Source organism: Pseudomonas fluorescens group sp. PF-1, from assembly GCF_054481335.1.
In genome coordinates, this window is record NZ_JBTMNG010000002.1 from 491,370 (window position 1) to 517,082 (window position 25,713).

Annotated in this window: 21 protein-coding genes and 3 pseudogenes; 11 read left to right on the forward strand and 13 right to left on the reverse strand. The window is 60.2% G+C overall.

Going from position 1 to position 25,713, the window contains the following annotated elements:
- The first annotated feature begins 12 nt into the window (after positions 1-12).
- The 10 genes and pseudogenes from tssM to ACX3YD_RS16995 form a co-directional block, all read left to right on the forward strand.
- Positions 13-3,552 carry a type VI secretion system membrane subunit TssM gene (tssM, locus tag ACX3YD_RS16950; RefSeq protein ID WP_458960565.1) on the forward strand — a complete coding sequence of 1,180 codons (3,540 nt, stop codon included), beginning with the start codon at positions 13-15 and terminating at the stop codon, positions 3,550-3,552.
- Entirely contained in the window at positions 3,552-4,280 is a 729-nt protein-coding gene (locus ACX3YD_RS16955; RefSeq protein WP_458960566.1) for a PP2C family protein-serine/threonine phosphatase, read from the forward strand. Before tssM ends, ACX3YD_RS16955 begins: the two co-directional genes overlap by 1 nt.
- Positions 4,277-5,284, forward strand: a complete 1,008-nt coding sequence (locus ACX3YD_RS16960) for a serine/threonine-protein kinase (protein ID WP_458960567.1) — start codon at positions 4,277-4,279, stop codon at positions 5,282-5,284. Before ACX3YD_RS16955 ends, ACX3YD_RS16960 begins: the two co-directional genes overlap by 4 nt.
- A 383-nt stretch (positions 5,285-5,667) precedes the next feature.
- Positions 5,668-5,779: pseudogene (locus tag ACX3YD_RS16965) on the forward strand (ExbD/TolR family protein); the annotation flags it as partial.
- A 195-nt stretch (positions 5,780-5,974) separates the two neighbouring features.
- On the forward strand, positions 5,975-6,556 hold the full coding sequence (locus ACX3YD_RS16970) for an alpha/beta hydrolase (protein ID WP_047536146.1): 582 nt from the start codon (positions 5,975-5,977) through the stop codon (positions 6,554-6,556).
- Between the two features lie 64 nt (positions 6,557-6,620).
- The gene (locus ACX3YD_RS16975) at positions 6,621-7,550 is read left to right on the forward strand and encodes a sigma 54-interacting transcriptional regulator (RefSeq protein WP_047536148.1); all 930 of its coding nucleotides are present in this window, start codon (positions 6,621-6,623) and stop codon (positions 7,548-7,550) included.
- Positions 7,551-7,823: 273 nt separating this feature from the next.
- Entirely contained in the window at positions 7,824-8,606 is a 783-nt protein-coding gene (locus ACX3YD_RS16980) for a MetQ/NlpA family ABC transporter substrate-binding protein (RefSeq protein ID WP_103406065.1), read from the forward strand.
- Between the two features lie 431 nt (positions 8,607-9,037).
- Positions 9,038-10,171: an RHS repeat-associated core domain-containing protein gene (locus ACX3YD_RS16985; protein WP_458960568.1), complete on the forward strand. Its 1,134-nt coding sequence runs from the start codon at positions 9,038-9,040 to the stop codon at positions 10,169-10,171.
- A 145-nt stretch (positions 10,172-10,316) separates the two neighbouring features.
- Positions 10,317-10,796: pseudogene (locus tag ACX3YD_RS16990) on the forward strand (efflux RND transporter periplasmic adaptor subunit); the annotation flags it as partial.
- A gap of 26 nt (positions 10,797-10,822) precedes the next feature.
- Positions 10,823-10,945 (forward strand): annotated as a pseudogene (locus ACX3YD_RS16995) (hypothetical protein); the annotation flags it as partial.
- A 96-nt stretch (positions 10,946-11,041) separates the two neighbouring features.
- Here the strand turns inward: ACX3YD_RS16995 and ACX3YD_RS17000 are convergent.
- The 13 genes from ACX3YD_RS17000 to ACX3YD_RS17060 form a co-directional block, all read right to left on the reverse strand.
- Complete coding sequence (locus ACX3YD_RS17000; protein ID WP_458960569.1) at positions 11,042-11,671, reverse strand: class I SAM-dependent methyltransferase; 630 nt, start codon at positions 11,669-11,671, stop codon at positions 11,042-11,044.
- 148 nt (positions 11,672-11,819) lie between these two features.
- Entirely contained in the window at positions 11,820-12,176 is a 357-nt protein-coding gene (locus ACX3YD_RS17005; protein ID WP_458960570.1) for a DUF6124 family protein, read from the reverse strand.
- Positions 12,177-12,676: 500 nt separating this feature from the next.
- Entirely contained in the window at positions 12,677-13,321 is a 645-nt protein-coding gene (locus ACX3YD_RS17010; RefSeq protein WP_047536163.1) for a methionine ABC transporter permease, read from the reverse strand.
- Positions 13,311-14,444, reverse strand: coding sequence for a methionine ABC transporter ATP-binding protein (locus tag ACX3YD_RS17015; protein WP_458960571.1), 1,134 nt, complete (start codon positions 14,442-14,444; stop codon positions 13,311-13,313). The genes ACX3YD_RS17010 and ACX3YD_RS17015 overlap by 11 nt, the downstream gene beginning before the upstream one ends.
- A gap of 2 nt (positions 14,445-14,446) precedes the next feature.
- On the reverse strand, positions 14,447-15,256 hold the full coding sequence (locus ACX3YD_RS17020; RefSeq protein WP_047536168.1) for a MetQ/NlpA family ABC transporter substrate-binding protein: 810 nt from the start codon (positions 15,254-15,256) through the stop codon (positions 14,447-14,449).
- Positions 15,257-15,384: 128 nt separating this feature from the next.
- On the reverse strand, positions 15,385-16,737 hold the full coding sequence (locus tag ACX3YD_RS17025; protein WP_458960572.1) for an LLM class flavin-dependent oxidoreductase: 1,353 nt from the start codon (positions 16,735-16,737) through the stop codon (positions 15,385-15,387).
- The gene (locus tag ACX3YD_RS17030; protein ID WP_047536172.1) at positions 16,737-17,942 is read right to left on the reverse strand and encodes an SfnB family sulfur acquisition oxidoreductase; all 1,206 of its coding nucleotides are present in this window, start codon (positions 17,940-17,942) and stop codon (positions 16,737-16,739) included. Before ACX3YD_RS17030 ends, ACX3YD_RS17025 begins: the two co-directional genes overlap by 1 nt.
- Positions 17,943-17,965: 23 nt before the next feature.
- Positions 17,966-19,207 (reverse strand): SfnB family sulfur acquisition oxidoreductase, encoded by a 1,242-nt coding sequence (locus ACX3YD_RS17035; protein WP_458960573.1) that lies wholly within the window; start codon positions 19,205-19,207, stop codon positions 17,966-17,968.
- Between the two features lie 366 nt (positions 19,208-19,573).
- Positions 19,574-20,338, reverse strand: coding sequence for a hypothetical protein (locus ACX3YD_RS17040; protein WP_458960574.1), 765 nt, complete (start codon positions 20,336-20,338; stop codon positions 19,574-19,576).
- Between the two features lie 470 nt (positions 20,339-20,808).
- Positions 20,809-21,564 carry an L-cystine ABC transporter ATP-binding protein TcyN gene (gene tcyN, locus ACX3YD_RS17045; RefSeq protein WP_458960575.1) on the reverse strand — a complete coding sequence of 252 codons (756 nt, stop codon included), beginning with the start codon at positions 21,562-21,564 and terminating at the stop codon, positions 20,809-20,811.
- A gap of 4 nt (positions 21,565-21,568) precedes the next feature.
- A complete protein-coding gene (tcyL, locus tag ACX3YD_RS17050; protein WP_458960576.1) occupies positions 21,569-22,234 on the reverse strand; it encodes a cystine ABC transporter permease in 666 nt (221 codons plus the stop codon).
- Positions 22,234-23,028 (reverse strand): cystine ABC transporter substrate-binding protein, encoded by a 795-nt coding sequence (tcyJ, locus tag ACX3YD_RS17055; protein WP_047536184.1) that lies wholly within the window; start codon positions 23,026-23,028, stop codon positions 22,234-22,236. Before tcyJ ends, tcyL begins: the two co-directional genes overlap by 1 nt.
- Before the next feature lie 247 nt (positions 23,029-23,275).
- Positions 23,276-24,298: a D-cysteine desulfhydrase gene (locus tag ACX3YD_RS17060; protein ID WP_103406055.1), complete on the reverse strand. Its 1,023-nt coding sequence runs from the start codon at positions 24,296-24,298 to the stop codon at positions 23,276-23,278.
- Between the two features lie 197 nt (positions 24,299-24,495).
- On the opposite strand from ACX3YD_RS17060, the gene epsC reads away from it, so the two are divergent.
- Positions 24,496-25,422, forward strand: coding sequence for a serine O-acetyltransferase EpsC (gene epsC, locus ACX3YD_RS17065; protein ID WP_047536188.1), 927 nt, complete (start codon positions 24,496-24,498; stop codon positions 25,420-25,422).
- Positions 25,423-25,713: the final 291 nt, after the last annotated feature.

Sequence of the window (25,713 nt, forward strand, 5' to 3'; positions counted from 1 at the left end):
CAGGGACGAGTGATGAAAAAGATTTTCAAGAAAGTCGGCGCGTTCTTGCGCAAGACCTGGGTCTGGACCCTGCTGCTGGTATTGTTCGTCGCGCTGCTGGTGTGGTTCGTCGGGCCGCTGCTGGCAGTGGATGACTACAAGTTCTGGGAAGCCTCGACCTCCCGCCTGCTGACCATTAGTGCGCTGTCGCTGATCTGGGGGCTGACGATGGTCTTCGTTGGCTGGCGCGCGGGTGTGCGCAAGAAAGCCATCGAAGACACTGACAGTGGCCAGGATCGAATCCGCCGTGAAGAGCTGATCGACGAAGCGCAGAAGGTGTTGAAAGCGCGTTTCAAGGATGCGCTCAAGACGCTGAGGACCTCGAGCCTGTATCGCGGTCGCAGCGAACGCTGGCGCAGTGATTTGCCCTGGTACTTGCTGATCGGACCGGAGGGCAGCGGCAAGACCAGTTTGCTGGACTTCTCGGGCCTCGAGTTTCCGATCAACAAGATCGACCGCAAACTGACCCGTGACACCCAAGGCACGCGCCACTGCGACTGGTATTTCGCCGACCATGGCGTGCTGATCGACACCGCTGGCCGTTACATGACCCAGACAGATACCGTCGATGGCCACGCCTGGGACACATTGCTCGACCTGCTACGCAAGCGTCGCCGCAACCGTCCATTGAACGGCGTGCTGGTGACCATTCCGACGAAAATCCTGCTCAGCGACGATGAACAGGACATTGAATCCGTGGCCCAATCGGTGCGTGCGCGCCTGCAAGACGTACATCAGACATTGCACGTCGATGTGCCGGTTTACCTGGTGTTGAGCAAGGCCGATGACCTGCCCGGTTTTGAAGAGTTCTTTGATCAGCTCACGCGTGAAGAAAGCGACCAGGTGCTCGGTGCCAGTTTCCGCAAGGACCAGAGCGGCGCTGATGTGGTCGTGCTGCGCAGTGAGTTCGAAGCGTTGCTGCATCGCCTCAACAGCCAGTTGATCATGCGCATGCACCAGGAACGTGACCCCCGACGTCGTGGCCGCATCCTCGACTTCCCGCATCAACTGGGGCGAATCGGCGAGCGTCTGTGCCTGTTCGTGGATATGGCCTTCACCGGTAACCGCTACCAGCGTGGCAGCCAGTTGCGCGGCTTTTACCTGACCAGCTCGCCTTATCTGACTGAGGAAATGGACGCAACCGCGGCCAGTATTGGCGCCAAACTGGCCGTCAAGACCGGTGTGTTGCCGACCCTGCGCAGTGGCCGCTCGCGCTTCGCCCACCATTTGTTCAGCCGAGTCATTTTTCCCGAGGCCGATCTTGCTGGCCTGGACAAACGCGAACGCAACCGAATCCACTGGGGACAACGTGCGCTGTACCTGGGTGCATTGGCTGTACTGGTGCTATTCGGGATGCTATGGGCCAGTGGTTTCTCTGCCAACTACGAGCGCCTGGAAAAGCTGCGCAACCTGGCACAAACCTGGACCCAACAGCGCTCGACGCTGCCCTCCGGCGATGACTCGGTGGCGGTGCTCAAGGCGCTCGACACTCGCTATGCGGCAACTCAAGTGTTCCCGAAGAGAGGCGACGCGGGTTACCACGAACGCGGGGGGCTGTACCAAGGCCAAGACGTTAACCCCGTGGTCAAGGCCGCCTACGAACATGATCTTGAAGAGCAACTGTTGCCGAGGGTCGCGATCCTGCTGGAAGGACAGATTCGCGCCAACATGAAGGATCGCGAGCGCCTGCTCAACAGCCTGCGTGCGTACCTGATGCTGAATATGACGGATCGTCGCGACGCGCCGTGGCTCAAGGACTGGGTAGCCAGCGAATGGTCCCGACATTACTCAGGCAATAGCACCTTGCAAAACGGCTTGAACAACCACTTCGAGCGTTTGCTCAAGCGGCCATTCATTTATCCGCTTAACGATCAGTTGGTGGCTCAGGCGCGTCAGGTTATGCGCAGCGAGTCCCTGGTCAACGTGGTGTACCGGATGCTGCGCGAGCAGGCTCGCAATCTGCCGGAATACCGCTTGGGCCAACACCTGGGTCCCCAGGGGCCGAAGCTTGTGGGTACCGATTTTGTGATCCCGGGGTTCTACACCCGGCAGGGTTATCAACAGTATTTTTCGGTGCAGGGCTCGATACTGGTTACCGATATCCTGCGTGACAACTGGGTTCTGGGTGAAGGCCCCGGCATCAGCGATATGGACTTGCGTCGCCTGATGGTTGAGCTGGAACAGCTGTACTTCCGCGACTACGCCAATTACTGGGGGGAGGCGGTGGGCCGGGTCGCGCTGCCGGTAATCAGCGATTTCGGTGAAGGCGCGGAGCTGTTGGCGGGCCTGACGTCGGCTGATTCACCGGTCCTGAAACTGCTGGTTGAAGTGCGTGAAAACACCCGTTTTCCGGTGATCGCCGATCTGGCGGATGACGCCGCCGATACGGCAGGGAAACTGGCGGACAAGGGCGGCAAGCTCGGAAAACTGGCGGTCGCTGCGGCAGGCAAGGCGTCTGAAACCCTGGTGAAAAAACTGCCGGATACCGCGAAGAAGTCCCTGCAAAATCGTTTTGAGTCGCTGCACCGCCTGCTCGATGACAACAACGGCCCAACCGCTGAACTGACCCCGGTACTGTCCGCCCTCAACGACCTGCAGATGCAGATGGCCAGCCTATCCCGTGCCAGCCTATCCCGTGCCAGTCTGCCAGAGCAAGCGGCGTTCGAAATGGCGAAGACCCGCATGGGCGGCCAGCGTGATGCACTGAGCAGCTTGCGCCATGCGTCCGGCCGCCTGCCGCGTCCGGTGGGCGTGTGGTTCAACGTATTGGCTGAAGACACCTGGCGCCTCATTCTCGGCGACTCCTATCGGTACCTGAATCACCGCTATCAGAATGAGCTGTACAGTTTCTACGGCAAGGCGATCAGCAAGCGCTATCCGTTCAACGCCCACAGCGCCAGCGACGTGGCAATCAACGACTTCAGCGAGTTCTTCAAGGCGCAGGGGATTGCCGACCGCTTCTTCGACAGCTATCTGCGTCCGTTTGTCAGCGGTGATGCGGGTCACTACCGCCTGCGTAGCCTCGATGGTCAGAGTTTGCCGATTTCCAAGGTCTACCTTGATCAGATGGGCGCCGCGCTGGTCATTCGCCAGAGCTTTTTTGCCAACAGCCCGGCCGAGCCTCAGGTGACGTTCAAACTGGAGCCTTACACCCTCGATCCGGCGGTCAGCCGTTCCGAGTTCAAGTTTGGCGACAAGACCATCGAATACCGTCATGGACCGATCGTGCCGGTGTCGTTCAAGTGGCCGAGCGACTCTGAAGACGGTCGTACCAGTCTGGTGCTCGACAAAATGGTCGGCCGCCCACTGGGTATCGAGAAGAACACTGGCCCCTGGTCGCTGTTCCGTCTGTTCGATTTGATGCAGACCGAATACCTGAGCGGTCGCGACGTGCTGGTGCTCAAGGCTGATGTGGGCGGCCTGCGCGCCAACTACTTGCTGACCAGCCAGCGCACGCCCAACCCGTTCGACATGGGCGTGTTGCGAACCTTCCGCATGCCGGCGCAGCTTTGATGCAGGTGCCCGGCCCCTGGCGCAGTGCTGCGCGCACCGACGCTGGCAAGGTTCGGGCGCGCAACGAAGACGCTTTCCTGGACGCCCCCCAGCAGGGGCTGTGGGTGGTCGCGGACGGTATGGGCGGTCATCAGGGAGGAGATATCGCCAGCCAGTTGATTGTCGCCAGCCTGGCGGAATTACCCGTGCGGGATGATTTCGACGAACGCCTCAAAGGCATTCGCCAGTGCCTGCACTGGCTCAACCGCCGTATGGGTCAAGAGTTGACGGTTGTTGCAGGGCGCCACGACAGCATCATGGGTAGCACCGTGGTGGCGCTGCTGGTTGAGGGCAATCGCGCGGCCTGCGTCTGGGCTGGCGATAGCCGCTGCTACCTTTGGCGTGACCAGCGTTTATATCAGCTGTCCAAGGACCATTCACTGCAGCAACAACTGATCGACGAACAACACATGAGCGCGGAACAGGCCAAGGACCATCCCGCAGCACATGCCCTGACCCGCGCGGTCGGCGCGGCCGAGCAATTGACCCTGGATGTGCTGGAACTTGAGGTGCATCCCGGCGATGCGTTTTTGCTCTGCAGCGATGGTTTGTACAACGGGCTGAGTATCGACGCCTTGGGCAGCGCCTTGAGCCTGACGGCGCCACATGTTGCCTTGGCGCGTCTGTTCGATAGCGCTCTTCGTGGCTCGGCCCGGGACAACCTGACCGCTGTGGTGATCCGGCAATGAGTGAGCTCATTCGGCCGATCGACGACGTGCCGGTCGGCGAAGAGCAGGACAGCAACCTGACCTACTTTGCGTTCGCCAAATCGCACAAGGCTGAAGCGGCGCCGGCGCCAACCAGGGGCTGTATCGGTGAACTACCCGATGTGCTGGCGGGCCGTTACCGCATCGAGCGCCTGCTTGGTGCCGGAGGCATGGGCCTGGTTTACCGAGCACGGGACTTGCTGGGCGAACAGTTCGGCGATCCGTCCCCTTACGTCGCATTGAAAATCCTCAGCGAAGAATTTGCCGAGTCGCCGGACGCCAGCGCCTTGCTTTACAGCGAGTTCGCCTTGACCCGGCACCTGCGTCACCACAACGTCCTGCGTTTGCACAGCTTTGAAGTGGACACCGATTGTCAGCGTGCCTTCATCACCATGGAGCTCATGCGCGGGTTGACCCTGGACAAACTCCTTTGCGAGCGGCCCTTGGGTCTGCCGTGGAAAGAACTGCGCGACATCGCGCTGCCGCTGCTCGATGCACTGGCGTATGCCCATGCTCGCGGTGTGCTGCATGGTGATATGAAACCGAGCAATGTGATGCTCAGCGAAGACGGTGTGCGCTTGTTTGACTTCGGTCTTGGCCAGGCGGAGAAAGGTGTTCTGCCGGGTCTGCCGTGCTTGAGTCGCGAACGCTTCAACGGCTGGACTACCGGCTACGCCCCTCCGGAGTTACTGGAAGGCCAGCCGCTTTTGGCCAGTGCCGACGTCTACGCAGTGGCCTGTGTGATCTATGAGCTGGCCGGAGGTAGGCACCCGTTTCGCCGGTTGCCCTCGACCCAGGCTCGCAATGAGCATCTGGAGCGCGAGCTGCGAATGCCTGAGCACCTGCCGAAACACTGCTGGCCAGCCTTGCGGGCAGCGTTGGCTTTCGACGTGGCTGATCGAACGATCACTGCCAGTCAATTGCATGACGTTTTCGCTGTCACGCCATCCTGGCTGCAACGCTTGATTCATCGGCGTAACGGATGACCTCAGATGATCAGGCCAAAGTCATCGGCCTGAATCACCGAGAAGTTTGGGTTCGTGCTTTGCTGTCCTTGTCACCACATATGCGATTTTGATCTGGTTTTAGCGTTAAAAATTACTTTAAGAAATAAGCGTCAAGGTCAATGATTCACCCACCGATACGTCGTTCGGGGGCGTTTGGCTCGGCGTATCGGGTGATTCGCAAAGAGACCGCAGGGAGTTAATCAATGGGCATTCCGGAGGCGCCCTGGGCGCCGCGAAGCGCCGAGGGGTGACGTCTCCCGGGACGGCTGACATCGAGATTCATGAAACCGAAACCTGTTTCGCGCGAAATGGTTACACGAGGCGTACACCATGACGTCATTGGCATCTCCTCTGCATTCCAGCTTCAGGCAGCCAAGGCCAAGGACCCGGAGGTGCGGGTGCAGTTCCAGGCCGATGTTGGCGTCCATTGAGCGGGCAGGCATCACCACGTTGTCGGTGATCACCGCGCGCTGACAGATTTACGATTTTCCGGGGCCGTCTCCTTGGCAGGGTGCGGCCCCTTTTTTATTCCGCAAAAACACACAAGTCCCTGTGGGAGCGCTTGCATATTCGATATAGGTCTTAATAAATAGCTTCTTATTCCTTAACGAATATAAATCCCGTCCCTATACTCGATCAGGAACAGACACGCAGCAGGAGGGCTCCCCCATGCGCAACGAATCCATTCGCTATCTGATTGTGCCGGGCTGGCAAGGATCGCCAGAAGATCATTGGCAAAGCCACTGGCAGAACAGTTTGCCGAACAGCGCAAGGGTGGAGCAGGCCGACTGGCTGACGCCACGTCGTGAAGACTGGGTCGCGGCGCTGGCCGAGGCGATTGCCGCCGACAGCACGCCGGTGATCCTGATCGCCCACAGCCTGGGTTGCATCACCGTCGCGCATTGGGCAGCGACCGCGCCCGTGCAGTTTCTGCGTCAGGTTCGCGGCGCCTTGCTGGTCGCGCCGGCGGATGTCGAACGTCCGGCCTGCGCGCCGGCCCTGCGTAATTTCGCGCCGATTCCTGGCGATCTTCTGCCGTTTCCCAGCCAGGTCGTCAGCTCCGACAACGACGCCGCCGTCAGTGCGCCACGGGCGCTGGAGCTGGCACGCAACTGGGGCGCTGAAGCGGGGATTCTGGCGGGTGCCGGGCACATCAATGTGAAGTCGGGTCACCAGCGGTGGGAGCAGGGGTTTGCCTATCTCTACCGTCTGCAAAACCGCATGGAACATCACGCCCTGCGTCGCGCCTGAGCCTTTATTTTTTCGTTTTTAAATAGCGCCCCCGTCTCCCGGCGGTTTTGGGCGGGAGTCTGCCATGAGCTTTGAAACCTTCGGTCAGCCACTGCTGACCTTTCCCGATGCTGAAAAAAGTCCCCTGAGCATCCGCGCCAAAGCGTTGGTGTTCGTCGATCCGCGTTCCCGGCAACTGCGTCAGGATCTCGAACAACTGGCGCCGCGTTCGATCTCGGTGCTGATCCGTGGTGAAACCGGCAGCGGCAAGGAATTGCTGGCGCGGCACATCCATCGCGCCAGCGATCGCGGCGGGTTGTTTGTTTCGGTCAACTGCGGCGCCATCAGCCCGACCTACGCTGACGCCGAATTGTTCGGCTACGCCGCAGGCAGTTACAGCGGCTCGGCCAGCAGTCGCGCCGGCTGGTTTGGCTCGGCCAATGGCGGCACCCTGTACCTGGACGAGATTGGCGATCTGCCGCTGCCGATTCAGATCAAATTGCTCGCTGCCCTGGAAAACCACGAAGTGACCCGTGTCGGCGCGCACCAGCCGAGCCCGGTGGACGTGCGCCTGGTGGCCGCCACCAGCATCGATTTGGCCCAGGCGGTCGCCGCCGGCAAATTCCATGAACGGCTCTATCACTACCTCAGCGAAGGCCAGCTCGAACTGCCGGCCTTGCGCGAGCGGGTGGGCGATATTCTGTCGCTGGCCGAATACTTCCTCGGCATCTACAGCCAACGCCTGGAGCTGCCCGTGCCGCTGATCAGCGAGGCCGCGCAAGCGGTGCTGGAACGCCATTCCTGGCCCGGCAATACCCGAGAGCTGGAAAACGTCATCCACTTTGCGCTGTTGGTGAGTACCGGCGACGAGATTTTGCCCGAGCATCTGAATTTGCCGGAGGTGCCGGCGTCGTTGCAGCAGATCGAGCTGCAACTCAAGCAGATTCTCGCCGAGGGTTCGGCCACCGAAAAAGACGCTCTGAAACAAATACTTAAGCAAGCCGGCCTCCTGTAGGAGCGAGCCTGCTCGCGATGAACCTGAGAGCGCCGCAGGGGTGTCAGGTGCCCAACATTATCGATGACGACCATCGCGAGCCGGCTCGCTCCTACAAGGGAAGGTGCGAGCTAGAGCTGTATGAACAAAATGGAATATGAAAGTGAATAAAAGATATTGTTCGGGAATAAAAAATATCGGTATTGTCCGCTTCACGCCAGCGATAGCACTTCACTGGCACCTCAATAGTTAGCCGTCGCCACAAGCGACTGTGATTGTCGATAAGGACACTGCATGAAAAAGGTTCTGTTGTTCACCGCATTGGCGGCTGCCCTGACTGCCGGCCTGGCCCAGGCGGGCGAGAAACTGGTGGTCGCGGCGACCCCGGTTCCACACGCCGAGATTCTGGAACTGATCAAACCCACCCTCGCCAAAGAAGGCGTGGACCTGGAAATCAAAGTCTTCACCGACTACGTTCAGCCGAACGTGCAGGTCGACCAGAAGCGTCTGGACGCCAACTACTTCCAGACCCTGCCGTACCTGAAGAACTTCAACGAAGGTAAAGGGACTCACCTGGAAACCGTGATCGGCGTTCACGTCGAACCGTTCGGTGGCTACTCGAAGAAAGTCAAAACCCTGGCTGAACTGAAGGACGGCGCGACCATTGCCATCCCGAACGAAGGCAGCAACAGCGGCCGCGCCCTGATCCTGCTGCAGAAGGCAGGTCTGATCGAGTTGAAAGACCCGAAAAACGCCGTGGCTACCCCGAAGGACATCGCCAAGAACCCGCACAACTTCAAGTTCAAGGAACTTGAGTCCGCGATGTTGCCGCGCGTGCTGGATCAGGTCGACCTGGACATGATCAACACCAACTACGCGCTGGAAGCGGGCCTGAACCCGGCTAAAGACGCCCTAGTGATCGAAGGCTCCGATTCGCCTTACGTGAACTTCCTGGTGGCTCGTCCGGACAACAAGGACAGCGTAGCCATCCAGAAACTGGCCAAAGCCCTGACCAGCCCTGAAGTGAAAGCGTTCATCGAGAAGAAGTACAACGGCGCGGTACTGCCGGCGTTCTGATCGACGCAGTAAACCCCTTCTAGGTTTGAAAACGCCGACGGCTGATACTGCGTCGGCGTTTTTTTTGCCTGCGAACATTTCATGTGGGAACGAACCCAGGATCCCTCAGGCTGCTCTGGCCTTCAAAGCCCTGCGCAGCGCCACCAATAATTTCACGATGTCCTGGGGATTCATCGGCTTGAGCACTTTTGCGTCTGCCATTTTCTCTTCCTTGTGAGTAGTGGGCCGGGGAGTCTGGCCAATAGTGGTCCGTCCTTGGAGGGGCAATTTGAAAAAAAGATCCTTCCTACGGTGCAAGGGAAAATAGACGTCTTCCGATGCCTCGGCAAACTCCCTCAATGCGCCTGTTGGCCATGCACGACTATCAGTTCTGATAGGTATTTTTGAGCTGTCTCGTTAGGGCACACTGATGTCTTTACGAGGTTCAAATCATGAACACGTTTAAAAAAAGCGGGTATCGGTATGACGCGCTGGATCTGCTGGTCGGGATCGAACCTGCCGAGGCCCAGGCGCTACAACGGTTTTACTGCCGAGGACAGCTGGCCACCGTACTTCAGGGTGCGTCCAGTCAGCATGTTTTCCAGTACGACAAACAACTGCTGGCGCTGCAATCGCGCCAGGGTGATGCCTTCAGCAGCGATCTGCTGGCCATTGATCAGCAGCGTTCTGTGTTGCAGGTGGCAGGGCCGGACGGGCCTGCGCGCCAGGCTTATGCACCCTACGGCCCTCGTCGGGTAGACAGTGGTCCAGGCAGCCTCCTGGGGTTTACCGGCGAAGCGGTCGACCCGGTCACCGGGCATTATTTGCTGGGTAATGGGCACCGCGCGTTCAACCCGGTGTTGATGCGTTTCAACAGCCCGGACAACTTGAGCCCGTTTGGTCGGGGTGGGTTGAATCCTTATGCGTATTGCCTGGGGGATCCGGTGAATTTCACTGATCCCACAGGTCAGATTGGCAGGCTGGTCACCAGCCTGTTCAGCGTGGTTAACGCGCGCATTGTCATGTCCCCTGCCATCCCCTACAAACTGGGAAAAGATGCCGTGCAATGGGGTGCGGTAGGGCGGTTGCCATTCAAGCCAACACTCGGTGCTGTCGGCTCGACCGTAGCCGGGATCACGACGATGGTGTCGGCGGTGACCGCGGTGGGCAGTGCGGTCGCGGGCATCACCGGGGATTCTGAGGCTGCAAAAACCCTGGGGTACATTGCGTTGGGGCTGGCCGGGCTGACGGTTGCCGCAAGGTTGGGATCAGGCTGGGCTGCGAAAGATTCCCGCACCGTTCCCATGTTGAAGGATTTTGTCGCTGACAAGGGGCGGGTCCCCAATAAGGATATACTCTCTGCGCCACCTCAAACTCCAGACCCTTTTGCGGGGGCAAACGCTCCTCCCCTGACCGGTGGTCCTGCCGATGCGACTAGGTTCCATTATCCGGATCGGAACCGAACTATTAATTTCTTGAATGAACAAATCGACAGACAAGCTCGGATTGTCCGAGAAGGACTGTTTCGTCGTCACTCTGACGCAACAGCGACGGCCAACAATATCCGCCGCCGTCCTTACGCGTAGCCCCGCAACTCGCAGGGAGAACGCTAAGGCCCAGAATTTTTTGACTTTCCCGGGCGCAGCTTTGTAACGCTGTTCTAAGCTGACAGACGAATTGCGCCCGTTAAACGCAAAGGAGTCTGCATGGCTGGTTCCGGAATGAAATGGCGCTGGGCTTGACCCCAAGGACCTGCAAACCAACGTCGACTCGGCCCAGGCCCAGGTCGTCGCCGAACAGGCCAAGGTCAAGCAAAACGCCGCCGCGTTCGTGAGTCAGCAAAAACTCTTGCCCAAGGGCTATACCAGCCAAAGCGAATACGATTACGCCCACGCCGCATTGCGCAGCAGCCAAAGCTCGCTGGCGGCGGCCCAGGCGCAATTGGCCAATGCCCGTGAACAACTGAGCTACACCGCGCTGATCGCCGAGGCACCGGGCGTGATTACAGCGCGCCAGGCCGAAGTCGGTCAGGTGGTGCAGGCCACGGTGCCGATTTTCAGCCTGGCCCGGGACGGTGAGCGCGATGCAGTGTTCAACGTCTACGAGTCACTGCTGGCCGGGTCGCCTTCGGACAAAAAAGTGGTGGTCAGCCTGCTGGACAACCCGGCGATCAAAACCACCGGCACCGTGCGCGCAATCACCCCGGCGGTACGGTGGAGGAAAGCGGCAAGGCCCAGGGGCCGATGGCCTACGCGATGATCGGCGGGATCATTGTCGCGACCTTGCCGACGCTGCTGTTTTTGCCGGCGCTGTACGTGGCTTGGTACAAGATTCGCGAGCCGCAGAAAGAGGCGCAATAAGGCGAGCGCTGCGAGCTCATCGCCAGCAGGCTGGCTCCCACAGGCGTACGCGGTCAACTGTAGGAGCTGGCTTGCCAGCGAAGGCGTCCGTCATGACTAAACAGGTTTACGCCAGACACTCGCCAACCAAGGCTGTTGCTCCCGTGGCAGCCCTGCGGGCCGGTAGTAATGCTCCAGCTCCACGAACCCTGCTTCGGTCAGCAATTGCTGCCAGGCCTGTAGATCGTGGTAGGCGCCATAGCGTGGGCCGTTCCAGCCTTCCTGGTTCTCGCCACGGGGGTTGGAGCTGAACAGCACGCCGCCGGGTTTCAGGGTTTCGCGCAATTGCTTCAACACCCGGGGCAATTCCTGGCGCGGGATATGAAACAGCACGGCGTTGGCGAAGATCCCGTCGAAGCGTTCGGCCGGCAGATCGAGTTTTAAAAAGTCCTGCTGCCAGACCTCGCAACCGCTGTCCTCGCGCGCCATCTGGGCGAATTTTTCTGAACCGTCGAGGCCGATCGCCTTGTGCCCCATGCGGGTGAACGTCTGCAAATCACGACCCGGCCCGCAACCAAAGTCCAGAATGTCGAACGGCGCCTCGCCCTGGATATGCCGCAGCAGGGCATCAATGTTCTGGCTGACATCGTGATCGCGGGTGCCTTCACGAAAACCTTCGGCCACCGAGTTGTAATGGCCCAGGGTGGTGGCGGTGATTTGCTGGAGGTCGTCGGGAGTCTGCTTCATGGTGGGCTGCGCAGGTAATTGGAATGGGTCGAATATACGCCATCAGGTAGGGGGCTGCTGCGCAGCCCATCGCGAGCAGGCTCGCTCCCACATTTGGATCGCGTTTCCCTGTGGGAGCGAGCCTGCTCGCGATGGCGGTTTTAATGGCTCAACCGTGTTTCATCCCCAAACACTCAATCGATCGATCAACCATCGCCTTGGCGATCTCCAGCAAATGCCAGACCGAGAACACCATGGCCCGGTCGGCGCCCTTGAGGTGGTCGCCGCACTGATAGGCAGTCACCGAAGCACAGCGCAGCAGATCGGCGATGTAGAGCTGGGTGTCTTCGAAGCTCACGTCTTTGCTGACGTTGTAGAAACGCAGTTCGTCGGGGGGTGAGGGTTGATCGCCGGTGAGGTAGAAATCGATGGCGCGATAGAGCGCCGAGCGATCTCTGAGCAGGTCGTCGGTGATGGCTTCGTTGGAGGGTGTTTCGGGGGGTGGATCGGGAACGGATTTGTCCATTGGTAAAACTCCTGACTGTTAGTGGGAGCCAACCGATATCGCGACTAAACGAACAGGGGTGGCGGCTGCGCACAGGTTAGTCGACCGGTCGCCAGGCAATACCGGCGCACCCGAGGGTGCCCTGCGCACAGCCACCATAAATTTCAGGCAATAAAAAACACCTGAGAAGGTGACGCTGTGCGCCCGACGATATCCGGGCGACTAAACCCGATCACTGATGAGCAGTGACGGGCCGAGACTAGTCACCCAAATTGGCAGGCGCAAGCGAGCGGAATAATCTAGGAAATGTCCTGCAAAGGAAAGGGAGCAGGGCTGTAGGAAGCCTGTTATTCCTGTAGGAAAAATCCGCTTTTTGTAGGAGCGAGCCTGCTCGCGATGGACGTCAACGATAACGAGGGCTGCCTGGATGAACGCGGCGCTCTTGCGCTCATCGCGAGCAGGCTCGCTCCTACAAAGGGCTCCTTTAATGTGTGTTGAGGCCGAGCGTCAGCCGGGCCCCTTCAGCGTTTGTTGAGACCCCGCGCCAAGCGATCCCCGCCCAACTGAATCACCGCCACCAAAGCCACCAGCAACACAATCACCGTCAGCATGATCTGGCTGTCAAAGCGCTGATACCCGTATCGATAGGCGATGTCCCCCAAGCCACCTGCGCCAATCGCGCCGGCCATGGCCGAGGAGTTGATCATGGTCACCAACGTAATGGTGAAGCCCCCGACGATGCCCGGCAGTGCCTCGGGCAACAGCACATGCCAAACGATGTGCCCGCGCCGGCAGCCCATGGCTTGCGCCGCTTCGATCAAACCGTGATCGACCTCGCGCAGGCTGACCTCGGCGATGCGCGCAAAGAACGGCGTCGCGGCGATGGTCAACGGCACCACGGCCGCCCATACGCCGTAGGTGGTGCCGACGATCAAGCGGGTGAACGGGATCAGCGCGACCATCAAAATCAGGAACGGAATTGAGCGGAACAGGTTCACGAACGCGCCCAGCGCACGGTTGATGCCCGGTGCCTCGTAGATGCCGCCCTTGGAACTGGTGACCAGGATCACCGCCAGCGGAATGCCCGCCAGCAGGGCGATCAAGGACGACACGCCGACCATCAGGAACGTGTCGATGAAGCCTTGCAGCAATCGATCAAACCACATAGCCCAATACCTCAACCTGTTGCGCCCACTGGCTCGCACGCTGGCGCAGTTCCTCGGCACCGAATGCCGAACCGGTCACGGCCAGCAGCAATTGCCCCAGGGCATGGCCCTGAATCCGCTCCACGCCACCTTGCAGCAAGCGCACGCGACCGCCGAGGGCCGCGAACAGGGCGGCGATGTCCGGTTCGTCCTGGGCCGTGCCGGTGAATTGCAGACGCAGAACGACCGCGTCATCCGAAGCCTGCGGTTGCGCCTGCAAACGGCTTTGCAGTTCTGCCGGCAGCGCATGTTGCAACGGCGCGAGCAAGGTCTTGCTGACCTCGTGCTGCGGGTTGCCAAACACTTCCCACACCGGCCCCTGCTCAACAATGCGCCCGTGTTCGAGCACGACCACGCGATCGCAGATTTCGCGGATCACCGCCATTTCGTGGGTGATCAAAATGATGGTCAGGCCCAGGCGCTGATTGATCTCGCGCAGCAGGCCGAGGATCGATTGGGTGGTCTCCGGGTCGAGCGCCGAGGTGGCTTCGTCGCAGAGCAGAATGGCCGGGTCGTGCACCAGGGCGCGGGCGATGCCGACGCGCTGTTTCTGGCCACCGGACAACTGCGCCGGGTACGCCTTGTGTTTGGCTTGCAGGCCCACCAGTTCCAGCAGTTCGCGGACCTTTTGATCGCGTTGTTCCTTGGGCACCCCGGCAACTTTCAACGGCAGCTCGACGTTCTGCCAGACGGTCTTGGCCGACATCAGGTTGAAGTGCTGGAAGATCATGCCGATGCGCCGACGCAGGGCCACCAGGCGGTCTTCATCGAACTCGCCGATGTCCACTTGATCGATCAATACACGCCCCGACGTCGGTTGTTCGAGGCGGTTGATGGTGCGGATCAGCGACGACTTGCCGGCGCCGCTGCGGCCGATGATGCCGAACACTTCACCGCGCTGGATCGCCAGGTCGATGCCTTGCAGGGCGGCCACCGGGCCTTGCTTGCCTTCATAGGTTTTGCCCAGGCCGACAAAGCGCACGTGGGCACGATTGAGCTGCGGGTGTAGCTCGGTTTGTTCTGCCTGTTCTTGTAGAGAGCGGGGCTCTGGAATCTCCAGTCGCCGTTGGGTCGCTGCCGTCATGCTCAGCTCTCCCAACCGGCTTGGTAGAGCTTGCCGTGGGCTTTATCCAGGGCGGCGCGCACGGCCGGCGAGTGCTGGTAAATGTCGACGAACTTGATCAGGCGTGGATCGGTTTTGCTTTTCGGCTGGATCACGAACTGGATCACGTATTCCTTGTGATCGAGGCCGTCGAACAGCAGGGCAGAGCCGGCATCGAAGGTCTTCGCCAGGCGAATGTAGGCCGGGTAGCCCTGGACCAGATCGGCGTCGTCATAGGCGCGCACCAGTTGCACGGCTTCGACTTGCAGAATCTTGATTTTCTTCGGGTTGGCGATGATGTCTTCTTCGGTGGCCTTGTAGCCGACGCCCGGCTTGAGGGTGATCAAACCGGCCTTGGCCAGCAGCTGCAAGCCACGACCGCTGTTGATCGGGTCGTTGGCGATGGCCACGCTGGCGCCTTCGGGCAGCTCATCGAAGCTTTTGTATTTTTTCGAGTACAGGCCGACGTTGTTGATGATTCCCGGCGCGAAAGGCACCAGGTCAAAACCGGAGGCGGCCTTGGCGTTTTCCAGGAACGGGATGTGCTGGAAGTAGTTCACGTCGATGTCGCCGGCGGCGAGGCTGACGTTGGGGGCGATCCAGTCGGTGAATTCCACCAGCTCGACTTTCAGGCCTTGTTTGCCGGCTTCTTCCACGGCGGCTTCCAGGGGAATGGCGAAGGCGGCGGTGGTGCCGATTTTCAGCGGTGCGTCGGCGGCGAACACCGCAGAGCTGAACAGGCCGAGGGCCAGGGCCAGTGCTTTGACTGGGTTAGAGAGGTGGTTCTTGGTCATGATGGTTTTTCCAGTCAGTGCATAGAATTTTTGGTGTTGGGTCGGGCCTCATCGCTGGCAAGCCAGCTCCCACAGTGGGTCTGTGGCGTTCACAAAACCCTGTGGGAGCTGGCTTGCCAGCGATGCTTTTAGCGTCGGTAGGCTGAGCCCGTATGCTGCTCAGGCAAATGCGCCTCTGCGTGAAACAGCTTTTCGCGCAGGCTGCCGTTGTCGTAGGCGGTCTTGTACGAGCCTCGGCGTTGCAGCTCGGGGATCACCAGATCGATGAAGTCCACGTAGCTTTCCGGCGTGACGATCCGCGTCAGGTTGAAGCCGTCCAGCCCGGTTTCGGCGATCCACGATTCCAGCTCATCGGCCACTTGCTGCGGTGAACCGACCACGGTGATGTAGCGGCCGCCGAGGGCGTGTTGTTCGAGCAATTTGCGTCGGGTCCAGTCGTTGTTTTGCAGGTTTTTGGTGGCCGACTGGATCGCGTTGCTTTTCACGTACTGGATCGGTTCGTCGATGGCGTACTCGGAAAAATCGATCCCGGTGGACGCGGAAAAATGCGCCACGCCCGCTTCGGCGCTGGCGTAGCTCAGGTACTCGGCGTGCTTGTTCCAGGCCAGTTCTTCGGTTTCGCCGACGATCACGTTCAACCCCATGAACACCTTGATGTCCTCAGGGTTGCGCCCGGCTTCGACGGCGCTGGCGCGGACTTTGTCCACCTGCACTTTGGTCGACGGTTTGTTCTGGCCGCTGATGAACACGCACTCGGCATGGCGCCCGGCGAACAGCAAGCCGCGATCGGAACTGCCCGCCTGGAACAGCACCGGCGTGCGTTGTGGCGAAGGCTCGCAGAGGTGGTAACCCTCGACCTGATAGAACTCGCTCTTGTGCTCGACCTTGTGCACTTTCTCGGGCTGCGCGTAGATCCGTTGCCGGGGATCGTTGAGTACGGCGCCGTTTTCCCAGCTGCCTTCCCAGAGTTTGTAGAGCACCTCCAGGTATTCGTCGGCCTGGTCGTAGCGCCGGTCATGTTCGACCTGTTCGCTCAGGCCCATGGCCTTGGCGGCGCTGTCGAGGTAGCCGGTGACGATGTTCCAGCCCACCCGGCCACGGCTCAGGTGATCCAGGGTCGACATGCGCCGGGCGAACAGGTACGGCGGTTCGTAAGTGAGGTTGGCGGTGAGGCCGAAACCGAGGTTTCTGGTCACGGCGGCCATGGCCGAGACGAGCAGCAACGGGTCGTTGACCGGCAACTGGATCGACTCTTTGAGCGTGACGTCCACTGACTGCTGGTAGACGTCGTAGACGCCGACGATGTCGGCGATGAACAAGCCGTCGAAGAGCCCGCGTTCCAGCAACTGCGCCAGTTCAGTCCAGTATTCGATGGTTTTGTATTGGGTCGAGGTGTCCCGCGGATGGGTCCACAAACCGTGGTTGATGTGCCCGATGCAATTCATGTTGAACGCGTTGAGCAGGATCTTTTTCCTGGCCATCAGATGGTCCCCCGTAGCGGCGGGTTTTCATCGTTGAGGTAGTAGTTGCCGACGGCGTGGTACTTCCAGCGCACCGGGTCGTGCAGGGTGTGCACGCGCGCGTTGCGCCAGTGGCGATCCAGACCGTGTTCGGCCAGGGTTGCCTGGCTGCCGGCCAGTTCGAACAGGGTGCTGCCGGCGGCCAGGGAAATTTCGGTGCTGAGGGCGCGGGCTTCGGCGACGGCAATCGACGCGGCGGCCACGGTCTCGGCGTGGGTGTCGGCCTGGGCCTGGTCGAGAAATTCACCGGCGCGTTCCAGCAGGGCTTCGGCGGCGTGCAGGCGAATGCTCAAGTGGCCGAAGCTTTTGATCGTCAGCGGGTCGTCGGTGGCTTTTTCGTGGGTGGCGTCGATCCACGGCCGGGTTTTGGTGCGCACGAAGTGCAGCGCATCTTCATAGGCCGCGCGGGCGATGCCCGTGTCGATGGCGGCGTGGAGAATCTGCGCCAGCGGGCCGACCGGGGTCGGGCGCTCGAAAGCGCTCTGGAACGGGATCACGTCTTCGGCGGCGACAAACACGTCTTCGAACACCACCGAGCCGCTGCCGGTGGTGCGCTGACCGAAGCCGCTCCAGTCGTCGATCACGGTCAGGCCTTTGCTGTTGCGCGGGACGAACGCCAGTTGTTGCACGCCGTTTTCATCCACAACGGACGTCGGAATGCGTTGGGCGTAGATGGCCCCGGTGGCGTAGAACTTGCGGCCGTTGATGCGATAGCCGTCGCGCTCTCCCTGTAAATCAGGGGTCAGGCGGGTGACGCGGTCGTGGGCGGTTTTGGTGCCCAGTTCGGCGAGGGCATTGCCGAAGCGCTGACCGGCCAGCACTTCGGCGTACAGGCGTTTTTTCTGCTCGGGGCTGCCGTTCACACGCAGCACTTCGAGGGCGTAGAAATGGTTCTGCGGGATCTGCCCCAGCGAGCTGTCCGCTTGGGCGATCAGGGCGATGACTTTGGCCAGGGTGACGTTGGAAACCCCGGCGCCGCCGTATTCTTTGGGCACGCTGATGCCCCACAGGCCCGAGCGGGAAAATACTTCCAGTTCCGGGTGTGGCAAACGGCGTTCACGATCACGCAGGGCGCTGTCGCGTTTGAAGTCTTCGGCCAGGTCGCTGGCGACAATCAGGGCTTGCTCATCGCTGGTGATGACCGCGACGTGTTGAGAAAGGGTCATGTGTTTCTCCAGATGTCTGGTCGTTAAATCCAGGAATGGCGAGCCGGCAAGGTGCCGTTCAGGTGGTAGCTGCCAACGGCGTGGTATTTCCAGCGCACCGGGTCATGCAGCGTGTGCACCCGGGCGTTGCGCCAGTGGCGGTCGAGGTTGAACTCGGCGAGGGTGGCGCGGCTGCCGGCCAGCTCGAACAGCTTTTCGCTGGCCTGCAGCGAAATTTCGGTGGTCAGCACTTTGGCTTCGGCCACGGCGATCGAGGCGCGGGCGGCGGACTCGGCGGTGAGCGGCGCGGCGCTGACCTGATCGAGCACCTGCCCGGCCTTGCGCAGCAGGGCTTCGGCGGCGTGCAGTTCGATTTTCAGTTTGCCGATGTCGGCGATCACGTACAGGTCATCGCTGGCCCGGTCGACCTGGGCGTCGATCCATGGCCGGGCACGGGTTTTCACGAATTCGATGGCGTCGTCGAGGGCGCCACGGGCAATACCGGCGTCGATGGCGGCTTGAATCAGCTGCGAGACGGCGCCCTGGGTATTGGGCTTTTCATTGATCTTCCAGTTGTCCACCACCTGCTCGGCATCGACCCGCACGTTGTTGAGCAAAATGGTGCCGCTGGCGGTGGTGCGTTGGCCGAAACCGGACCAGTCATCGACGATGCGCAGCCCCGGTGTGCCGCGAGGCACGAAGGCCAGTACTTGCTTGCCGTCGTCATTGAGCGCCTTGACCGCGACCCAATGCGCGAACAGCGCGCCGGTGGAGTAAAACTTCTGCCCGTTGAGGACATGACCATCGCCGTCGGCGGTGATGCGCGCCTTGAGTTCCAGGGTGTTTTTGCTGCCGCGTTCAGGGCCGGCATTGCCGATGCGCGAGCCGTCGAGCACGCTTTTGAAGATCTGTTTTTTCTGCGCTTCGGTGGCGCTGCCCAACACCAGGTTGAGGATGCCGAACTGGTTCTGCGGAATCTGTCCGAGGGCCGGGTCTGCCGCGGAAATGATCGCGAACACCTTGGCTAATGTGACGAACGAAACCTGCGGGCCACCGTACTCGCGCGGGATGGCAATGCTGCCCAGGCCGCTGCGGGTGAACTGTTCGATTTCCGACCATGGCAGCTTGCGCTGCTGGTCGCGTTTGGCAGCCTGCAGGCGGGCGACTTGCGCCAACTCGTGGGCGGCCTCGATGGCTTGTGCGTCGTTGTGCAACACCTGCGCGGGCAACAAACGGGGGGCGACGTCCAGATCACTCTGGACAATTGCATCTGCCAGACTGGACATCAGCGCCACTCCTTGGCTGCACGCAATGCCCTGGCGATCTGCACTGGGGTGATTGTGTTCCGGACCATACCTACCTCGCATCTCATGGAAACGCCGCGGTGTGCGGCGAACGAAAACAAGAATGTCCGGTGGTCCGGTGTATATACCCTAAGCGTTTATAAATAAGTTTTGAACTAACTTTTAGGAATATGGATAGAAGTGTGTCATCACGCACTGTTCATGGGGCAACAGTTGTTTCTGGGGCAACAGTTCAAGGCTGAATTTGGCTTTTTCCAGGCGCAAGGCTTGCCCGCGATAGCGCCCGCCAGATCGCTATCGCGGGCAAGCCTTGCTTCTACAGAAAAGCGCCGCGCAAGGAGCAATTTCTCATCGCCTGCGGGATTCGGCGGCTTTGAGGGGGTCGTTCTTCGGGACTTTGAGGTAAGGGTTGGCGCAACCAATCTTCAGCGTTCGCGCCGGCGCCCAGCGCGAGTTGTTGCCCACGCGGTCAAGGATGCAGTAGGTCACTTCCAGGCGCAGGTCTTCGCCGCCTTCGAGGATGATCGCCGGCGGCACCCAGACCTGGATCGGCTGACCGACATCGCTGGTCTTGAGCCGGGGCAGGTCCATGCGCACGTCACCCCAGCGCAGGGTGATTTCATCGTCGGCGGCCATGTTCAGGTACGGCTCGATGGTTAACGGCACACCCCGTTTGACCTGGTTCGGATTGACCCCCTGGCGGCGGATCGTCTCGGGGATGGTGACCGGTGCCAGGCGCTGGTTTTCGTCGCCACACAGCGCCGAGGGCTGGCCACCGGGGCAATCGAGTTTGATCTGCACGGATCTGGAGGCCGATATTGCTGCGCCCTGGCCCACCTGCATGACCCGGTAGTGGATGTGCGAGGTGCCGTTGTCGATGAAGCTCTCGGGCACGCGCAGTTGTACGGGGCGGCCGACATCGGTGGCGGTCAGCACGCGGGAGGCGACGTAGCAGTGGTTCCAGAACAGTTCGATCAGGTCGCCTTCGTCCATCGCGGCATAGGCGGGTACCTCGATCAGCAAGTGTGCGGCGCAAGTGATGTTGATGCAGGTTTTGTGGGATTGCGCCAGGGTCGGGGCCGCCAGTTTGGTTTTGTTCGAGGTACTTGTCATGAGAGTCTCCTTGAAGTCTTGCATCGAAGTCCGTTTCTGAAAAATCGGAAACTTTAATTTCGCACAGCAAGACCGTTCATTACTTTGAGTTGAAATAATGAGTGCGCGTGATGATTGACGCTGGTGGGAGACTAGATACGAGTTGGATTGAATAAGTGTCAATAGAGTTAGTTGCTTGTGTGCAAAATTAGCTGTTATTCAGAAAGTTCCTACATCATGAAGTTAATAAACTCTATTGGTGTGTCGACATTGACCATGAAGGCCCGCAGTGCTTGGGGTTGGGTCAGTAGTGTGGGGGAGGTGGCGAGTGGGTAAATGAAGTTGTGTGTTTGTTGCAGAATATAAATATGTACCGCGTGCGCTGACAAAAAGTTGTCTATTGTCTGTGTTGCTTAATTGTGTGTGAGTTGGATTTTTGTCAGGGGTGCGAAACTTCCGTCCATGGAAGTTTGTATTTGTTGCGAGGGGTTTTAGTTGTGAGCGTTATTCAGGAACTTACTGAGGAACTGTTTCGTGCGCTCTTCCTTCGGGTTGGCAAACAGCGCCTTTGCTTCGCCTTGTTCGACGATCACGCCCTTGTCGAAAAACACCACGCGATTGGCCACGTCGCGGGCGAAGCCCATTTCGTGGGTGACGATGACCATGGTGCGTTTTTCCTCGGCCAGGCTGCGAATGGTCGAGAGCACTTCGCCTACCAGCTCCGGGTCGAGCGCCGAGGTCGGTTCGTCGAACAGGATCACTTCAGGTTCCATCGCCAGCGCACGGGCAATCGCCACGCGCTGTTGCTGACCGCCCGAAAGGCGGCGCGGGTAGGCGTCTTCCTTGCCCGCCAGGCCGACCCTGGCCAACAGCTTTTTACCCAGGGCCACGGCGTCGGCGTGCGGGACCTTCTTGACGATGATCGGGCCTTCGATGACGTTTTCCAGGGCGGTGCGATGGGGGAACAGGTTGAAGTTCTGGAACACGAAGCCCACGTGCTGGCGCAGACGGCGCACCAGGCCTTGTTGCTGGTTCAACGGACGGCTGGTATCGATCTCGATATCGCCGACCTTGATCCGGCCGCTGGTGGGTTCTTCCAGGAAGTTCAGGCAACGCAGGAACGTGGTCTTGCCCGAGCCGCTCGGCCCGATGATCGCCACGACCTCACCTTCCTTCACTTGCAAATCGATGCCGTTGAGCACGACTTGACCCTTGAACTGCTTTGTCAGTTTTTCCACGACAATCATGGGGTCAGGACTCCTGGTCGTGCCGATTGACCCGGGCTTCCAGCTGGTTCTGCAGGTGCGACAGCACCGTGGCCAGAATCCAGTAGATCAGCGCGGCGGCCAGATACATGGTGAACACTTCGAAGGTACGGGCGGTGATCAGTTGCGCCTGACGGAACAGCTCCGGCACCTGAATGGTGGCGGCCAACGCCGTGTCCTTGACCAGCGAAATGAAACTGTTGCCCAGCGGCGGCAATGCGGTGCGCATCGCCTGCGGCAGGATGGCCCGGCGCAGGGTCTGCGCACGGGTCATGCCGATACTGGCCGCCGCTTCCCACTGGCCGCGCTCGATGGAGCTGATCGCGGCACGCAGGATTTCACAGGCGTAGGCGGCCATGTTCAGCGAGAAGCCGATCATGGCCGCCGGCAGCGGATCGAGTTCCATGCCCAATTGCGGCAAGCCGTAATAGATCACGAACAGTTGCACCAGCAACGGCGTGCCGCGAAAGAACGACACGTAGATGCGGGCGAGCCAGCTCACCAGTTTGAAGCGCGACAGGCGCATCAGTGCCAGGCCGAAGCCCATCATCAGGCCGAAGAACATCCCGCCCAGGCTCAAGACGACCGTGTAGTAGGCCCCCTTGAGCAGGAAGGGCAGGGAGTCCAGTGCGAGTTGAAAAGCTTCTTCCATTATTGAGTGACGTCAGCGCTGAAGTATTTTTCCGAAAGCTTTTTCAGCGTGCCGTCTGCGCGCAGCTTGTCGATGGCTTTGTTCACGGCGGCCAACAGCTCAGGCTCGCCTTTGCGCAGGGCAATGCCGGCTTCCTGGCGGGAGAAGGCTTCGCCGGCGGCAGAAGTGTCCTTGGCTTTCTTGGCGTATTCCAGCGCGGCGAGGCGGTCGATCAGGATGGCGTCGATACGGCCGACACGCAGGTCCTGGAACTTGGTCGGGTCATCTTCGTAGGTCCGGACGTCAGCCTTGGGCACATTCTCTTTCACCCACGCTTCGTAGTTGGTGCCCAGGCCTACGCCGACTTTCTTGCCGGCCAGGTCGGCGGCGGTCTTGATGGTGTCCTTGTTCTTGGTCAGGGTCAGCGCCTGAATCCCGGAAACGGTGTAAGGCTCGGAGAAGTCATACTTCTTCTTGCGCTCTTCGGAGATGGTCACCTGGTTGATCACGGCGTCCAGACGCTTGGATTCCAGCGCCGCGAGGATGCCGTCCCATTTGGTCGGTTGCAGTTTGACCTTCACGCCCAGCTCTTTGGCCAGGGCTTCGGAGAACTCGACTTCGAAGCCGGTCAATTTGCCGTCGGCGTCGACGAAACTGAACGGCGGGTAGGTGCCTTCCAGACCGACGTTGATCACGCCAGCGTCCTTGATTTTTTGCAGTTGCTCACCGGCAACCGCTTGTCCCAGCAGGCCGACGCCCAGCGCCAGGCCCAGTGAACCCACCAGCAGATTTCGACGTAGTACGGAAAAATTCATGACAAGCCCCTATGGTTTCTTATGGAAGACGCTTCAGGAAAGTTGGCGAATTCGGGATTTGAGCGACTGCGATATCCTGCCCTAAAGCAGCGTATGCGTCTTGCTGCAAATTCGCCTGGGGTATGACTATATGATGGCGTTATTAGATTAGAAAATAATCAATAATATTTTTGTTATTCCCTAAAGGAATATTGGCGCGTCGTGAAAAAGATCACAGCCTGCGGCTGCAATCTTTTGCTCTTCACGGTTACAGAAAGTCCTTATAGGCAAACAACGCCGGCGCCCCACCGGTGTGCAGGAAGATGATCGGGCCTTCATCGAAGCGTTGACGACCGATGCCATCCAGTAACCCGGCCATGGCTTTGCCGGTATAGACCGGGTCGAGCAGCAGGCCTTCCTGACTCGCCACCAGCTTCACTGCCGCCAGTGTCCCGGCATTCGGTTCGCCGTAGCGCGGCGCGAAATACTCGTCCCACAACTCGACCTTGAAGCTCTTCGGCAGGCTCACGCCGAGCAACTCGGCGGTGCGCTCGGCCAGGCCCTGTACCTTCGGCCGCTGGTCCTCATCGCTGCGGGAGACCGTGACGCCAATAACTGGCAAATCCGGCAGTGCTTCACTCAGGGCCAATGCCAGGCCGCTGTGGGTTCCGGCGCTGCCGGAGGCCAGGACGACGGCGGCGAAATTCAGGCCGGTGTCCTTGATCTGTTCCGCCAGTTCCAACCCGGCACGCACATAACCCAGGGCACCCAGCGCATTGGAGCCGCCAATCGGCACCAGATACGGTTTTTTGCCATTGCTGCGCAAGCGAGCGGCCAGGGCGTGCAATTGCTCGTCGGCATTGTCGAGGTTTTCCACCAGCTCGACCTTGGCATCGAACAGGTCCAGCAACAGCCGATTGCCATTGCCGAGGTAGTTGGCGTCGTCGGTGCCGAGGGGATTTTCCAACAGCGCTACACAGCCCAGGCCCAGTTTGGCGGCAATGGCGGCGGTCTGGCGCACATGGTTGGACTGAATCGCGCCTGCGGTGATCAAGGTGTCGGCACCTTGCGCCAGGGCATCGGCGGCCAGGTACTCGAGTTTGCGCAGCTTGTTGCCGCCCATGGCCAGGGGTGTCAGGTCATCGCGTTTGACATAGACGTCGCGCCCTAGCCAGGTCGACAGGCGTTCGAGTTTTTCCAGGGCGGTGGGCTGACCGAGCAGGTCGAGACGGTTAAAGCGAGCAAGCTGTTGTTTGATCGGCGCTTGATTGAACGGCTCTTGATTGAACATGGTTCCGTACTGGCGGTGGGAGATGTGTGGACTATAGGCACGCCTATTTGAAGGGGCAACCGCCAGCCTCCAATCGCTTATAGCCAACAGTGCTTAACACAGCACAATTGGTTCTTAATTTGGCTCGCAGACCTTGCCGTACAGTAATTGCCGGTGACGCGGCCAGACTGTCCGGCCGCCCGAGAGGAGTTTTTACCGTGAGTGAGCGTTCCAGCCATTGGCAATTGCAGAGCATCGTCAGCCAGCTGCGCACGGCACGTGACCAGTGGCGCGCGCAAAACGGCCGTGCCAGCACCGAGCAGGGAGGGCGCGAGTTGCCGTCCCGCGCCGCCATGGCGGAGATTCTCGAAGCCCTGTGCGGCGCGCTGTTTCCGATGCGCCTGGGGCCGGTGGACCTGCGCGAGGAAAGTGAAGACTTCTACGTCGGCCATACCCTCGACGTCGCCTTGAACGCCTTGCTGGCTCAGGCACGGCTCGAATTGCGCTATGCCGCGCGCCACAGTGCCCAGGTCGACACCGAGGTCGAGGCCAGGACCCTCCAGATCATCCAGGACTTCGCCCTCGCATTGCCGGGGTTGCGCAGCCTGCTGGACACCGACGTTCTGGCCGCCTATCACGGTGACCCGGCGGCGCGCAGCGTCGATGAAGTATTGCTGTGCTACCCGGGGATTCTGGCGGTGATTCACCATCGCCTGGCCCACCATTTGTATCGCGCCGGATTGCCGTTGCTGGCGCGGATCAGTGCGGAAATCGCCCACTCGGCCACCGGCATCGACATTCACCCCGGCGCGCAAATCGGTCGCAGTTTCTTCATCGACCACGGGACAGGCGTAGTCATCGGCGAGACCGCCATCATTGGCGAGCGCGTGCGGATTTATCAGGCCGTGACCTTGGGCGCCAAGCGCTTCCCGGCGGACGAAGACGGTCAGCTGCAGAAGGGCCAGCCGCGTCACCCGATTGTCGAGGATGACGTGGTGATCTATGCCGGCGCGACGATTCTGGGGCGGATCACCATCGGCAAGGGGTCGACCATTGGCGGCAACGTCTGGCTGACCCGTAGCGTGCCGGCGGGCAGCAACGTGACTCAGGCGAATCTGCAGCATGACGATGGGGCGCAGAAGTAATTCCCGAAAGCCTGGCTGACTGACAGGCCCTCATCGCGAGCCAGCTCGCTCCCACAGGATTCTCGGGTGTTCACCGTCATGGTGTTCACTGAAGAACCACGGTGGAAGCGAGCTGGTTCGCGATTGGATTTCATGCCGAATCGAGCTAACGGCTTTGATTTAATCCTGCCTCATACCCTTCCTTGAACGGGCACAGGAAAACGACCGCCGAGCCCTGCGATTAGTCCTTAGCACCCTATCCATGTTTAAATTGAACGTTCATTCAAGTTAAACCGGTGGTTCGCCGCCCGC

Coding starts and splice junctions, on each gene's coding strand:
- tssM (WP_458960565.1), top strand. CDS start 13: ATGAAAAAGATTTTCAAGAAAGTCGGCGCGTTCTTGCGCAAGACCTGG.
- ACX3YD_RS16955 (WP_458960566.1), top strand. CDS start 3,552: ATGCAGGTGCCCGGCCCCTGGCGCAGTGCTGCGCGCACCGACGCTGGC.
- ACX3YD_RS16960 (WP_458960567.1), top strand. CDS start 4,277: ATGAGTGAGCTCATTCGGCCGATCGACGACGTGCCGGTCGGCGAAGAG.
- ACX3YD_RS16970 (WP_047536146.1), top strand. CDS start 5,975: ATGCGCAACGAATCCATTCGCTATCTGATTGTGCCGGGCTGGCAAGGA.
- ACX3YD_RS16975 (WP_047536148.1), top strand. CDS start 6,621: ATGAGCTTTGAAACCTTCGGTCAGCCACTGCTGACCTTTCCCGATGCT.
- ACX3YD_RS16980 (WP_103406065.1), top strand. CDS start 7,824: ATGAAAAAGGTTCTGTTGTTCACCGCATTGGCGGCTGCCCTGACTGCC.
- ACX3YD_RS16985 (WP_458960568.1), top strand. CDS start 9,038: ATGAACACGTTTAAAAAAAGCGGGTATCGGTATGACGCGCTGGATCTG.
- ACX3YD_RS17000 (WP_458960569.1), bottom strand. CDS start 11,671: ATGAAGCAGACTCCCGACGACCTCCAGCAAATCACCGCCACCACCCTG.
- ACX3YD_RS17005 (WP_458960570.1), bottom strand. CDS start 12,176: ATGGACAAATCCGTTCCCGATCCACCCCCCGAAACACCCTCCAACGAA.
- ACX3YD_RS17010 (WP_047536163.1), bottom strand. CDS start 13,321: ATGTGGTTTGATCGATTGCTGCAAGGCTTCATCGACACGTTCCTGATG.
- ACX3YD_RS17015 (WP_458960571.1), bottom strand. CDS start 14,444: ATGACGGCAGCGACCCAACGGCGACTGGAGATTCCAGAGCCCCGCTCT.
- ACX3YD_RS17020 (WP_047536168.1), bottom strand. CDS start 15,256: ATGACCAAGAACCACCTCTCTAACCCAGTCAAAGCACTGGCCCTGGCC.
- ACX3YD_RS17025 (WP_458960572.1), bottom strand. CDS start 16,737: ATGGCCAGGAAAAAGATCCTGCTCAACGCGTTCAACATGAATTGCATC.
- ACX3YD_RS17030 (WP_047536172.1), bottom strand. CDS start 17,942: ATGACCCTTTCTCAACACGTCGCGGTCATCACCAGCGATGAGCAAGCC.
- ACX3YD_RS17035 (WP_458960573.1), bottom strand. CDS start 19,207: ATGTCCAGTCTGGCAGATGCAATTGTCCAGAGTGATCTGGACGTCGCC.
- ACX3YD_RS17040 (WP_458960574.1), bottom strand. CDS start 20,338: ATGACAAGTACCTCGAACAAAACCAAACTGGCGGCCCCGACCCTGGCG.
- tcyN (WP_458960575.1), bottom strand. CDS start 21,564: ATGATTGTCGTGGAAAAACTGACAAAGCAGTTCAAGGGTCAAGTCGTG.
- tcyL (WP_458960576.1), bottom strand. CDS start 22,234: ATGGAAGAAGCTTTTCAACTCGCACTGGACTCCCTGCCCTTCCTGCTC.
- tcyJ (WP_047536184.1), bottom strand. CDS start 23,028: ATGAATTTTTCCGTACTACGTCGAAATCTGCTGGTGGGTTCACTGGGC.
- ACX3YD_RS17060 (WP_103406055.1), bottom strand. CDS start 24,298: ATGTTCAATCAAGAGCCGTTCAATCAAGCGCCGATCAAACAACAGCTT.